This window comes from Epilithonimonas bovis DSM 19482 (assembly GCF_900108115.1).
GTDB classification, from domain to species: Bacteria; Bacteroidota; Bacteroidia; order Flavobacteriales; family Weeksellaceae; genus Epilithonimonas; species Epilithonimonas bovis.
Genome location: NZ_FTPU01000057.1, coordinates 1 through 12,961, shown reverse-complemented (window position 1 = coordinate 12,961; position 12,961 = coordinate 1). Strand labels below are relative to the sequence as shown.

Genomic DNA, 12,961 nt, shown 5'->3' with positions numbered 1-12,961 from the left:
CGTCTCATCGCCCAAATTATACAAATGTTTCAGTAGCAAACAACCCACCATAAACCGAATCGGATGGCTCGGATTGCCCACTTTGGAATACAAGGGCGAAAATTCTTTCTCAAAATAATTCCAATCTATTTTTTCTGAAAGTAGAACAAGTTCATGCTCGTGGTCAATAAAATCCACCAACATTGGGCGGAATAATTCTGGCTTCTTTTCTGGATTTTTCCCCAACATATTTGCAAGGTTTTAAAGCTCTAAGATACAAATTCTTGCAATAAAAAACAAGCTATTTTAAACCCAAAATACTAATAATCAGTAAATTATAGGTGGTTTAAGGAGGGACTAATTATACTTCACCATTTGTGGGGACTTACAGCGGTAAAATTGACGGTTTTTCTCTAGGGCAAATGACGATAAAAGTAAGTAAAAGCGGCTATGTCTCTGGGAATATCAATTATGATGGTAACTCCGATATTTTGTCAGGTGCTGTTTTGGATGCAGGAGCGTTGCAATCTGTAACCACGGTTAATGGCTCCGGGTTTACATTTTATGGCAGTATGAAAGAATTGAAGGGCAACTGGAAAAGAAATGGGCAAACCGGTAATTGGTCAGTTGCGAAAGAAAATTAAAAAAGCTGAAATCCTAAGAAATCAGCTTTTAAATTATGAGGTCTACCATTAGAAATCCAATCCGTTAGGAAATGCTTTTCTTCGGAAGAAATAAAGAAACAACGCTCCCAGTGTGATAGAACTGTCTGCGATGTTAAAGATATATTTAAAAAACTCTACTCGGTTTCCTCCAAAAATAGGAACCCAATCCGGCCAGGTTGTATCAACCAATGGGAAATGCAGCATATCTACAACGCAACCCTTCATCAGGTCAGAATAACCATGGCCAAATGCCGTAAGCTTGGATATGCCACTGTAATCTATCCATCTGCCGGAAGCTGTATCATAAAAGGTGCCGCTGTCAAAAATAACTCCATAGAAGATCCCATCAAATACATTACCGATAGCCCCGGCAAAAATCATCGCCATGGGAATGATAAGATAGTTGGAGGCCCCTTCTCTCAGCCACTTTTTGAAAAGCATCACCATACCTATAGCCAGAACAATTCTAAGGATGATTAATGTATATTTTCCCCATAGTCCGCCAAAGTGCAGGCCATAAGCCATGCCTGGATTTTCGACAAATGTTAACTTAAACCAGCTGAGGCCAAAAACATTTACGCTCTCGCCAAGATAAAAATGCGTTTTGACATAAATTTTTGAAAATTGATCCAAAAGTAAGATCAATACTGTAATGGCAATGATCTTCTTCATTACAAGCCTTTTGATTTAGGTGGTTTTGGGAACTTTTTATCTTTCCTGTCGTTTATTTTCTGCACAGTTTTCTGGTTGTGGAAATGATTGCGCGTATGAAATTTTTCAAACTCTATATTCATATCTTTCAGCACACTTTTCAGTGCGGCCAGTTCCATAGGGTTTTTGGTATGTACGATGATGGATTCCATTATGATAATGTTTTTCAAAAATAGTTTTGCAAATGTAATTCAAATTACTTATTTCCGGGATAATTCGTCCAGTCTTTTGCGCTCTTTTTCTGTAAGGTCAGACAATCCGTTTTTTCCCATTTTACTCAGGAGATGATCAATCTCGTCATTCTTGCCTTTGCGCCGGGCATTGTAAGCATCATCTATAGAGTAATACTTTTTTTGAGGGAAGAAGATGCGTTTTACCGACCTGTTTTTTATGGCTATAAAACCAGTGATAACCAACAGAATTAATATAATAACTTCTATCATTTTAAAAAAAAATTACAAAGCAGAAGTAACGGAATGATACTTCATGCTTTGTAATTAGGGTTTTACATTATAGTTTTTGTACCTGCGAGATGCGGCAAAAATCGTTTACCGTTTCATGTTTTTAGCTTCTATGCTTAGCGTCGCATGAGGCACAGCCTGCAACCTTTCTTTTGGGATCAATTTCCCGGTTACCCTGCAGACGCCGTACGTCTTGTTCTCGATGCGGATCAGCGCATGCTTTAGGTCTCTCACAAACTTTTCCTGTCTGGATGCCAATATGGCATTTTGCTCTTTGCTTAGCGTTTCTGCGCCTTCCTCAAAAGCCTTGAAGGTAGGTGAGGTATCATCCGTACCATTATTCTGGTTGTTGATAAAACTTTCTTTTATCAGGCCAAGATCATTTTCTGCTTTAGATATTTTATCCTGAATCAGTTTTTTAAATTCCTGTAATTCTGCGTCGGTATATCTTAGTTTTTCATCTGCCATTTTCAGCGTATTATTATGGTTCAACTTTTATTTTAATTTTGGGCGTGTCCCTCGCCTTGCTGTCCAGCCGCCAGGGTCGCTACGTCCGCTGCTATCTTTTTGTTTTTTGCTAAAAAACAAAAAGGATATCCGCTTCCATCGCTCACGCATTTTTTCAATCAACAAGAATAAAGATAAAATTTGAAATAATTCAGCTAAAATATTCTATTCACAAATTCTTAACAGAAAAGAAATCATACTTAATTTTTCTCAACTTTCACTCTGAATTTTTCTTCATCTATCTCTATTTCATCAAAATTTGAGAGTGAATTTACAAATTCTATTTCATCCGACAATACTTCCGCAGAAATATATGCTTCATTGTTGATAAATTCCTGTTTAAAAGGGCAGGATTCCTCCAGCTGGATTGATATTCTGTCCGTTAATTCAAAATCTTTGTCTTTTCTAAGATTTTGGATACGGTTGATGAATTCCCGGGCAACGCCTTCCGCTTTTAATTCCTCGGTGAGCGTCAAATCTAATGCCACAGTTATTTTTCCTTCGCTGGCAACAGTCCATCCGGGGATATCTTTGGTAGAAATTTCTACATCATCTGTCGTAATCTCGTATCCGCCAACTGTTGCATTCCCCACTTTTTCCAGCGCTGCAATCTGCTCTGTACTGAAGTTTGAAATCTCGGCGGCCACGGTTTTCATATCTTTCCCAAGGCGTGCGCCTAATGCTTTGAAATTAGGTTTGATTTGTTTCACAATAAGATGTGATGCTTCTTCCGCATTGATCAATTGCAATTCCTTAACATTCACTTCCTGTTTAATCAGGTTTGCAACAGCCAGGATCTGCTGTTCCGTTTTTTTATCCAGGACAGGGATCATCACTTTTTGCAATGGCTGGCGGACTTTTATGTTTTCTTTTTTCCTTAATGAAAAAACCATAGACGTGATTTGCTGAGCCAGATGTGTTTTCTCTACCAGATCTTTGTCTATTTTACTTTCATCAGCCACCGGAAAATCAGTTAAGTGGACAGAGTTGACCAGTTCTTTCCCTGTGACGGCATTCAGATCCTGAAACAGCTGATCCATAAAGAAAGGCGCAATCGGTGCAGAAAGCTTGGCAACCGTTTCCAGGCAAGTGTACAAAGTCTGATAAGCAGATATTTTGTCTTCGCTGTAATCGCCTTTCCAGAAGCGTCTTCTGCAAAGCCTTACATACCAGTTGGACAGGTTATCATTCACAAAGGTATTAATCGCTCTGGCGGCTTTCGTAGGTTCGTAATCTTCGTAGAACGATTTTACTTCTTTAATCAAAAGATTCAGTTCAGACAAAATCCAACGGTCTATTTCGGGCCTGTGTTCCACATTACTTTCGAGGTACTTGAAACCATCCACATTGGCGTACAATGCAAAGAAAGAATAAGTGTTATAAAGTGTTCCGAAGAATTTTCGGCGGACTTCATCTATCCCTTCGATGTCAAATTTCAGATTTTCCCAGGGATTAGCGTTGGAAATCATATACCAGCGGGTAGCGTCCGGGCCATAAACAGCCAGAGTCTCAAACGGATCTACAGCATTACCGAGGCGTTTGGACATTTTTTGTCCGTTTTTATCCAGTACCAAACCGTTAGATACCACATTTTTGTAGGCTACAGAGTCAAAAACTGCTGTTCCGATGGCGTGCAATGTATAAAACCAACCACGGGTCTGGTCTACACCTTCTGCAATAAAATCTGCCGGGAAAGCTTTTCTGTCATCAATCAGTTCTTTATTTTCAAAAGGATAATGCAACTGCGCGTACGGCATCGATCCCGAATCAAACCAAACATCTATAAGGTCGCTCTCGCGCTTCATTTCTTTCCCTGAATCCGAAACCAGAATGATTTTATCCACTACATTTTTATGAAGGTCAATCAGCGAATAATTGTCTTCAGCCATATTGCCGGGTACAAATCCTTTGAAAGGATTTTCTTTCATAAGACCGGCTGCGATTGATTTCTCTATCTCATTATATAATTCTTCAACAGAACCGATGATTTTTTCTTCTTTAAGGTCTTCGGTTCGCCATATTGGTAAAGGGATTCCCCAATATCGGGATCGGGAAAGATTCCAGTCGTTTACGTTTTCCAGCCAGTTGGCAAAACGGCCTTCGCCGGTAGCTTTTGGTTTCCAGTTGATACTTTTATTAAGTTCTACCAAACGGTCTTTTACAGCCGTCATTTTTACAAACCATGAGTCTAGCGGATAATATAAAACTGGTTTGTCGGTTCTCCAGCAATGCGGATAACTGTGGACGTATTTCTCAACCTTGAAGGCTTTGTTCTCTTCTTTTAACTGAATGGCCAAATGAACATCCCATGATTTTTCCGGAGCAGTTCCATCGTCATAATATTCATTTTTGATGTATTTGCCAGAGAAAACGTCCGGCACATTTTCGCCACGGATAAATTTTCCCTGCAGATCAACCAAGGGAACCAGGTTGTCATTTTCGTCTTTTATCAACATTGGCGGAACGCCTGCTTCTTTGGCTACGCGCGCATCATCAGCACCAAAAGTTGGCGCCGTGTGAACAATCCCGGTTCCGTCTTCTGTGGTTACAAAATCACCAGGTATCACACGGAAGGCTTCTTCCGGGTTTTCTGCGGGTAAAAACCAAGGAACGAGTTGTTTGTATCTAATTCCAACCAAGTCAGCACCTTTGAATTCTTTGAGAATCTGATAAGGGATGGTTTTGCTTTCAGCCGTATAATTTTTAAAATCCTCATCAGTTCCTTCCACAAATTTTTTCCCGAACTGTTTTGCTACCAAAGGTTTTCCTAAAACCACATATATCGGTTCAAAAGTATATTGGTTAAAGGTTTTTACCAAAACATAATCAATGTCTTTCCCAACAGTTAGGGCCGTGTTGGAAGGCAGCGTCCATGGTGTAGTCGTCCATGCCAAAAAGTAAACTTTTGGCTGAGGTTTTACCTCATCAAATTCTGCCCAATGCAAAGCACCACCACAAGACGCGCCTGCAATTTCTTCTGTGTTGATTCCTGAATCCGGATATGCGATTTGGGAAATTTCTTTCCAGGTTTGGCTGGCGTTTTCCGGTGCTTTTTCGATCTCAAACTGAGCCACTACAGTCGTATCCGATACATCACGGTAAGTCCCGGGTTGGTTAAGCTCATGTGAAGAAAGCCCTGTACCGGCCTTTGGTGAATATGGCTGGATAGTGTAGCCTTTGTAAAGCAGATCCTTGGTGTACAACTGCTTCAGCAGCCACCAGACCGTTTCCATATATTTTGGCTGATAGGTAATATAAGGATGTTCCAAATCTACCCAATATCCGATTTTTTTGGTAAGGTTGTTCCATACATCGGTATAGCGCATCACAGCGTTTTTGCAAGCTTCGTTATATTCTTCTATCGTAATTTTTTTGCCGATATCTTCTTTGGTAATGCCAAGTTCTTTTTCTACACCCAGCTCCACAGGAAGGCCATGCGTGTCCCAGCCGGCTTTACGGAAAACCTGTTTGCCGTTTTGGGTCTGGAAGCGGCAGAAAATATCCTTTATAGATCTGGCCATCACATGGTGGATGCCCGGCATTCCGTTGGCGGACGGCGGACCTTCGTAAAAAACATATTCTGGCTGCCCTTCGCGGATCTGTACCGATTTTTTGAAGGTGTCATTGGTTTTCCAGAATTCTGCGATCTGATCTGCGGTTTGAGTAAGATTGAGTGTTTTATATTCTGCGAACTTATTCATTTTCAATGTATAAAAAAGTGTTTTTTATCAATTAAGAATGCGAATTTAGTGAAAATAAGCGAAAGAACGGCTAGTTTACCGCCTGATATTGTTTTATAACCCTGCTGCCTGCCAGTGTCTTATTAACATAGAAAGACCCAAAAAGAGAATCCGTAATCCATGCCGGAAAAAACAGCATTAGATTACGGATTAATTATTCTTCTTAAGAAATGATTTTTAGATCAGGCTTTTGATTTTTGCGATCATTTCGTCTCCCAGTTGGTTGGCTTTATAGATCTGAGGATGAAACTAATAATGACCTTTCAGTGACTCTATAAAAATAATATCATCAATAACTTCATAGACAATTCTGTGTTCCAAATTGATTCTTCTACTCCAAGAACCTGTCAGACTATATTTTAAAGCTTCTGGTTTACCAATTCCTTCATATGGATTTTCTTGAATGCTTTTTAATATTTCGGAAATTTTCTTCTGGATTAATTTATTTCCCGATTTCTTCCAAAATTCCAAATCCTTCTCGGCCTGTTTGGTGAATTCTATTTCCATAAATCTTTGAGAGCGATCTTTTTTGTCTCACCATTTGAGATTTCTTTCCTTGATTTTTCAATCTTTTTGATAAAATCTTTGTTGTATGGCTCTCCACTCTCAATGAAATCTACTTCTATTGCTTTTAGAATGGTCTTTATTTTAGCCAATTCTTTTTTATTTTTTGGATTTATAGTAATTGTCATTGCGTAATTTTTACTAAAATTAATAAAAATATTTTAGATCAGGCTTTTGATTTTTGCAATCATTTCGTCTCCCAGTTGGTTTGCTTCCTCCTGAGAAAAAGCTTCTGTATAGATCCGGATGATGGGTTCTGTATTGGATTTTCTGAGATGTACCCAGTTGTTTTCAAAATCGATTTTCACGCCGTCAACCGTTGAGATATCCTCGTTTTTGTATTCGTTCTGAACTTTTACAAGCAAAGCATCAACATCAATTTCCGGTGTTAGTTCTATTTTCTTTTTACCCATATAGTAAGCCGGATAACCTGCCCGCAGTTCGGAAACTGTCTTGTTGCCTTTGGCAAGATAAGTGAGGAATAATGCAACACCAACCAAAGAATCTCGGCCATAATGCAGTTCCGGATAGATGATCCCGCCGTTTCCTTCTCCGCCGATTACGGCATTTTTTTCTTTCATAAGTGTTACGACATTCACTTCTCCAACTGCGCTTGCAAAATATTCGGAATTGTGAGTTTTTGCGATATCTCTCAAAGCGCGGCTTGATGAGAGGTTGGAAACAGCAACGCCATTTTTAAGACTCAAAAGATAATCTGCAACGGCAACTAAGGTGTATTCTTCGCCAAACATCTCGCCTTTTTCATCGATCAAAGCGAGTCTGTCAACATCCGGGTCAACCACAATTCCCAAATCAGCTTTTTCTTTTTTGACCAATTGGCAGATGTCTCCCAAATGTTCCTTCAGAGGTTCCGGATTGTGAGGGAATTGCCCGTTTGGTTCACAATATAATTTGATAACTTCCACACCTAGCTTCTCCAACAGCATTGGGATCGCAATCCCGCCTGTTGAGTTAACAGCATCTACAACGACCTTGAATTTCTTAGCTTTTATGGCTTCTGCGTCCACTGCCGGCAAATCCAAAATTTGCTTAATGTGAATATCGAAAGCATCATCTCTGGTTTCGTATTTCCCCAGATCATCAACATCAGCATAATTGAAATCTTCTGATTCTGCTAGGGCTAAAACTTCTGTGCCGTTGTCTCCGCTGATGAATTCGCCTTTGTCATTCAGTAGTTTCAGCGCATTCCATTGTTTCGGGTTGTGAGAAGCTGTTAAGATAATTCCGCCGTCAGCTTTCAATTCAGGAACCATTATTTCAACTGTTGGTGTTGTAGAAAGCCCCAGATCCACAACGTTGATGCCAAGGCCTTGTAAAGTCGCTGTTACTAATGATGAAACCATTGGGCCCGAGATTCTTGCATCTCTTCCGATAACTAAGGTTAAATCCTTTTTATTTTTATTGTTCTGAAGCCAGGTTCCGAATGCTGAGGTGAATTTCACAACATCCAGCGGTGTAAGGTTTTCGTTGACTTTTCCGCCAATAGTGCCGCGTATCCCGGAGATGGATTTTATTAATGACATTTTTTAATTTTAAGGTTGAGCAAAAGTACGATAATCTCAGTTTTAATAAAAAAATAAAAGTGTCCGAAATGAACACTTGTAATTTTAAGAACAGCCACAATCCGGGCCACAGTTTTTCCCTTTGTTTTTTTTGGAAAATGTTTTTGAAAGTTTTCTCCCAATGGCATACAATGCAGCCAAGACAAGAAACCCGACAATAACGTATTGTATGATTAAAGAATTGTCCATTTTAGAAAAAATTAATCTAGATTATTTTAAAAGCTGGTAAGCAATCAATGCCGAAAAGTATGCCAAAAACGTCATCGAGACGGTTTGCAGCAATGTCCATTTCAGGCTTCTGGTTTCTTTGTAAACAACGGCAATTGTAGAGATACATTGCATCGCAAACGCATAGAAAATCAAAATCGAAACTCCGGTTGCAAAGCTGAATACTTTGTCACCATTCGGTTTTACATCCAATCTCATTTTTTCGATAAGTTTTCCTTCGGGGGCTTCATCATCCAGACTATAAAGTGTAGATAATGTTCCTACAAAAACTTCTCTCGCTGCAAAACTTGTCAGGATCCCGATTCCCATTTTCCAGTCGTAGCCCAATGGTGCGATTGCAGGTTCCATGGTTCTACCAATCCTTCCCAGATAAGAGTGATCGAGAGAAGAATCCGTTGCTAAAATTTCATTTTTATGTTGTGGCGGACCAAAATAACTCAAAGCCCAAAGAATAATGCTGACCGTGAATATCACTTTCCCGGCTCCGGTTATGAAATCCCAGACTTTACCTAAAACCAGCTTGAAATCGTATCCGAACAAGGGCATTTTGTAGGTTGGAAGATCCATTACCAGAAAGCTTTTCATTTTGGTTTTGATAACGTTTTTCAGGATTAATGATGATATTAATGCCATTACAAATCCCAGAAGATACATGGCCATCAGAGCCAGAGCACGGTATTTAATCCCGTAAAAACTCTCATCAGGAATTATCAGCCCAATAATTATACTGTAAATAGGCAGCCTTGCCGAACAAGTCATAAAAGGTGTGACGAGAATGGTAATCAATCTTTCTTTGACATTTTCGATATTCCTTGTAGACATAATTGCCGGGATAGCACAGGCTGTACCTGAAACCAACGGCACGATACTTTTACCGTTGAGCCCAAAAGGCCTCAGAAGCCTGTCCATCAGGAAAACGACTCTCGCCATATAACCCGAATCTTCTAGCAGGTAAAGGAAATAAAGTAAAATCCCGATCTGTGGTGCAAAAACCATAATCCCGCCAATTCCCGGGATAATCCCGCTGGAAACCAAAGAATTGATTGGGCCCTGAGGTAGATGCGTGGACGAAAAATCTGATAACCAGGTGAAAAAATCCTCAATCCAGGTCATTGGATATTCTGCAAGGAAGAAAACACTCTGGAAAATCAGTAATAAAATCAGAAAGAATACAACATATCCCCAAAATTTGTGAACCAAAACCTTGTCTAAATTTTCGGTCAACAGTTCTTTCAGTTGAGGTTGTTTCTCTGTAATTGCCGACGTTATTTTATCAATGTTTTGATACCGTCTAACAGTTTCGGTAATCTGCAGCCGTTTTGGGACGCTGCATTTGGAGTCTTCCTGGCTGATGATCTGGTGGATATTTTCTATTTTTCCCAGATAGGTGTCTGCAGCCAACAGCGTCCATATTTTGTAAAGATTTTTCTCAGAGGTATTGGCTGCTATTTTATAGACCAACGATTTCTGCTCCAAGGGGATTTCAAAAGAATTGGTTTCAGAAATTCTGAATTGATTGTCATATACAGCTTCTCTTACCTTGTCTATGCCAACATTATTTTTGGCATTGGTTTCCAAAACAGGAATATTGAGAATCTCGGATAGTTTTGAAATATCGATCCTGATGCCGCGTTTTTCTGCTTCATCAATCTGGTTAACAACCAATATCGCGGGAATGCCAAGATCCTGAATCTGCTGAAAAAGCAGAAGGCTCCTTCTCATATTAATGGCATCTGCGATGTAGACCACGCCGCTGTAGTTCTCCTGGATCAGGAATCGGGAAAAAATAGCTTCGTCTTCAGAAGTAGGGTAGATGCTGTAGGAACCAGGCAGATCGATAACTTCCACTTCTTCATTCTTATAAATGTATTTACCAGAAAGGCTGGCGACCGTTACGCCGGCGTAGTTACCCGTTTTTTGCTTTCTGTTGCAAAGAATATTGAAAAGTGTGGATTTCCCAACATTGGGATTGCCTACTAATAAGATTTGTTTTTTGTCCTGCATAGTCACTCACCTTTTTAGGTTGCTCTCTATTAGATCACGTTCTGCGAAGGCTTATTTTTGATGTTCTACCTTGATGAATTTTGCTTCCGCTTCCCTCAGGGCGATTCTGGTTTTTTCCGCACCGTATTCTATATAAAGCGGGCCACCAAACGGCGCTTGGTAAAGCACGCGGAAAACGGTTTCCGGGAGCAGTCCCATTTCTATAATTTTTGTGGGCATCACAAGGTTTTCATTATCATAACCAATGATTTTTCCGGACTTGTTTTTCGGGAAGCAGCAGAGTTTATCAATATGCTTTTTTTGCAAAACTTAGTATTTTTAGAATGACAAAGATAGCTTATTTCAAACAAATCTAAATAAGACATTAATCATATAAAAATCCCGGACTGTTAATCCGGGATATTGTAAATTGTTATTCTTTGACTTTTCCGAGGTTTTCAACCTTGCCCACGTTTAGTTTTTTATCTTTTTCTATTGGATTATCTGTAGATTTAAAAAAATCTTTAAGTTGTTTTTCCTGATTCTTCAGCATTTCTCCAATAGTGAGGTCGCTGCCAGGCATCTTCATTGATAACATGTTTTGAGGAATCTGTGTTCGGGCTTCTGCCATTGGATCCTGCTTAAAGGCGATATAGGATTTTTCAAACTTGTCTTTTGCAATCAATTTTTTCTCATTGCTCATGCCATATTTTGTGTTAGCCTCCTCTGCATAAGAAAATTCCTTCCAGTCTTTAATGGTTTTATTACCCGATAACAGCCAGGAATAGTTTTTGTCCTGATCCTCGATCTTTACAATAAGGCCTGGTAAACCGTAAAATTTATAAGGCCCGTCCTGGAATGGGATGTCTGTTGTAAACCAAGCCGTCCAGGTTCTTCCGCCAAATTCCGTAGTGGCTTTTTGGGTATTATATTCTCCGATTTTTTCTTTGTCAGAAAGGATTTTCCAGTCAAATTTAATTTTTTCTTCGTAGGCAAAAAGATTACGGCTGATCCTGTCTACATACTGCTCTGTCATATCAGGATAAATTTTGTAAATTTTGAAAGAAAATTTCGGCATTCTTATCGTTTTAGACAGGTCTTTCCAGGCTTTGGTTTTTTGCATTTCTTCCACAGCTGTCTTTATGATAGAATCTTGCGCTGCCATTGTAAAGTCCTGATAAATTGACTTATCCTTTGCAATATCAAGAGCAGTCATTACTTTATCGATTTTTGCAGAATCTTTTTTTGGTTTGAAGCTTAGTTCATAGAAAAAACGATTGGCGGTTTCCTGCGCGGATGCCATTACCGCGAATAGCAGAACCGGTAGGATGATTAATTTTTTGAGCGTTTTCATTACCTTAATTTTTTATTGATATACAATTAGTTGATGAATTGTAGAATTGTTACACTACAGATGATACATTTTTTTGATGGATTCATTCATCAGTTTATAAATTTTCAACTGCTCTTCATCGGTAATCAACGCTTCATGTAGTTTCAGAATTCTTTCATCGCCTCTTACAGCCGGTCCTGTTTGTGCTGCTTTAGGCTCCAGGTAATGGATTTTTTCTACCGTCTCATCAATTAGAGGAATGAAGTATCTGAATGGCAAACCCTGCGCATCCGCTATTTCTTTAGCTTTGGCAAATAAGTGGTTGGTAAAATTGCAGGCGAAAACTGCTGTAAGGTGGATATATTTTCTCTTTTCGTAATCAGATGTTTCTACATTTTCCGAAATGATTGATGCTAATTCTGATAAATATTTTTCATCAATTTGGTTTTCGGCTTCTATAAAAAACGGAATTTTAGAATAATCGAGTTCCTTAGTTTTCGAGAAAGTCTGCAAGGGATAGAAGCTGGCTTTCCTGTAACGCCCGTTTAAAACTTCTATCGGGAGCGAGCCAGAAGTATGTGCCACCAGGGCATTTTCTTTTTTTATTAATGATGATACATCTGCCACTGCTGAATCCGAAACAGCAATCAGGTAAAGATCTGCATCTTCCAAAAAATCTGTTGAGTAGGGAATTCCAAGCTCAACAGAAATCTTGGAAAGTTCCTTTGCATTACGGGCAAAAAGTTGTGAAACACCTAACTGGCTTTGCTTAAAGGCTTTTGCAAGATGATAAGCAACGTTGCCGGAGCCGATAATAACTGTTTTCATATGAAGAGATTAATTTTTTTCCAAAGGTTACATGCAATCGCCTTCATCTTTATTGATGTTTGCGTTCCCCAATCAAGGCGATTTGATACCACAAAGATATGTTTTTGACTAAAATTTTTGTAAAATCAATATAAAGAATCGGGGTTTACAATATATTGTTTTACCTGTTGTGCATTTAGGAATTAAAAAAGAAAAAAGATTGTCCATTTGATTAAAAAATCGTATATTTAATTGATTACCAAGTCATTAAATACATGAACAATCTTATTCAAAACTACAAAATTATTTTAAAAGAATTGACAAACACCTGTAAATATATTACTACAAGTAAGCAAATTAGGCTTCCAAAAATGTCTGATTTGGAACTTGTGGCACTCAA

At 39.0% G+C, this 12,961-nt stretch carries 14 protein-coding genes and 2 pseudogenes; 2 read left to right on the top strand and 14 right to left on the bottom strand.

Annotated elements, in window-relative coordinates:
* Window positions 1-228 (bottom strand): annotated as a pseudogene (locus B0B05_RS15375) (IS5/IS1182 family transposase); the annotation flags it as partial.
* Between the two features lie 128 nt (window positions 229-356).
* Between B0B05_RS15375 and B0B05_RS15370 the strand changes: the two are divergent.
* Entirely contained in the window at window positions 357-623 is a 267-nt protein-coding gene (locus B0B05_RS15370; protein ID WP_143746052.1) for a hypothetical protein, read from the top strand.
* Window positions 624-671: 48 nt separating this feature from the next.
* Here B0B05_RS15370 and B0B05_RS15365 read toward each other — a convergent pair whose 3' ends face one another.
* The 13 genes from B0B05_RS15365 to B0B05_RS15305 form a co-directional block, all read right to left on the bottom strand.
* Window positions 672-1,316 carry a lipoprotein signal peptidase gene (locus B0B05_RS15365; protein WP_076784463.1) on the bottom strand — a complete coding sequence of 215 codons (645 nt, stop codon included), beginning with the start codon at window positions 1,314-1,316 and terminating at the stop codon, window positions 672-674.
* On the bottom strand, window positions 1,316-1,507 hold the full coding sequence (locus tag B0B05_RS15360; RefSeq protein WP_076784462.1) for a DUF2683 family protein: 192 nt from the start codon (window positions 1,505-1,507) through the stop codon (window positions 1,316-1,318). Before B0B05_RS15360 ends, B0B05_RS15365 begins: the two co-directional genes overlap by 1 nt.
* A gap of 48 nt (window positions 1,508-1,555) precedes the next feature.
* Complete coding sequence (locus B0B05_RS15355) at window positions 1,556-1,798, bottom strand: DUF6576 domain-containing protein (protein ID WP_076784461.1); 243 nt, start codon at window positions 1,796-1,798, stop codon at window positions 1,556-1,558.
* A gap of 105 nt (window positions 1,799-1,903) precedes the next feature.
* A complete protein-coding gene (locus B0B05_RS15350) occupies window positions 1,904-2,284 on the bottom strand; it encodes a TraR/DksA family transcriptional regulator (RefSeq protein ID WP_076784460.1) in 381 nt (126 codons plus the stop codon).
* Between the two features lie 239 nt (window positions 2,285-2,523).
* Window positions 2,524-6,024, bottom strand: a complete 3,501-nt coding sequence (ileS, locus tag B0B05_RS15345; protein ID WP_076784459.1) for an isoleucine--tRNA ligase — start codon at window positions 6,022-6,024, stop codon at window positions 2,524-2,526.
* 288 nt (window positions 6,025-6,312) lie between these two features.
* Complete coding sequence (locus B0B05_RS15340; protein ID WP_076784458.1) at window positions 6,313-6,570, bottom strand: Txe/YoeB family addiction module toxin; 258 nt, start codon at window positions 6,568-6,570, stop codon at window positions 6,313-6,315.
* Window positions 6,561-6,755 (bottom strand): DUF2683 family protein, encoded by a 195-nt coding sequence (locus tag B0B05_RS15335; protein ID WP_076784457.1) that lies wholly within the window; start codon window positions 6,753-6,755, stop codon window positions 6,561-6,563. The genes B0B05_RS15340 and B0B05_RS15335 overlap by 10 nt, the downstream gene beginning before the upstream one ends.
* A gap of 33 nt (window positions 6,756-6,788) precedes the next feature.
* A complete protein-coding gene (glmM, locus tag B0B05_RS15330; RefSeq protein ID WP_076784456.1) occupies window positions 6,789-8,171 on the bottom strand; it encodes a phosphoglucosamine mutase in 1,383 nt (460 codons plus the stop codon).
* A gap of 84 nt (window positions 8,172-8,255) precedes the next feature.
* Window positions 8,256-8,399, bottom strand: coding sequence for a FeoB-associated Cys-rich membrane protein (locus B0B05_RS16480; protein WP_143746051.1), 144 nt, complete (start codon window positions 8,397-8,399; stop codon window positions 8,256-8,258).
* A gap of 21 nt (window positions 8,400-8,420) precedes the next feature.
* Window positions 8,421-10,442 (bottom strand): ferrous iron transport protein B, encoded by a 2,022-nt coding sequence (gene feoB, locus B0B05_RS15320; RefSeq protein WP_076784455.1) that lies wholly within the window; start codon window positions 10,440-10,442, stop codon window positions 8,421-8,423.
* Window positions 10,443-10,493: 51 nt separating this feature from the next.
* Window positions 10,494-10,748 (bottom strand): FeoA family protein, encoded by a 255-nt coding sequence (locus tag B0B05_RS15315; RefSeq protein ID WP_084174004.1) that lies wholly within the window; start codon window positions 10,746-10,748, stop codon window positions 10,494-10,496.
* 106 nt (window positions 10,749-10,854) lie between these two features.
* Window positions 10,855-11,775: a GLPGLI family protein gene (locus tag B0B05_RS15310; protein ID WP_076784454.1), complete on the bottom strand. Its 921-nt coding sequence runs from the start codon at window positions 11,773-11,775 to the stop codon at window positions 10,855-10,857.
* A gap of 54 nt (window positions 11,776-11,829) precedes the next feature.
* Window positions 11,830-12,582, bottom strand: coding sequence for a Rossmann-like and DUF2520 domain-containing protein (locus tag B0B05_RS15305; RefSeq protein ID WP_076784453.1), 753 nt, complete (start codon window positions 12,580-12,582; stop codon window positions 11,830-11,832).
* A 254-nt stretch (window positions 12,583-12,836) separates the two neighbouring features.
* Between B0B05_RS15305 and B0B05_RS17345 the strand changes: the two are divergent.
* Window positions 12,837-12,961, top strand: a pseudogene (locus B0B05_RS17345) (IS982 family transposase); the annotation flags it as partial.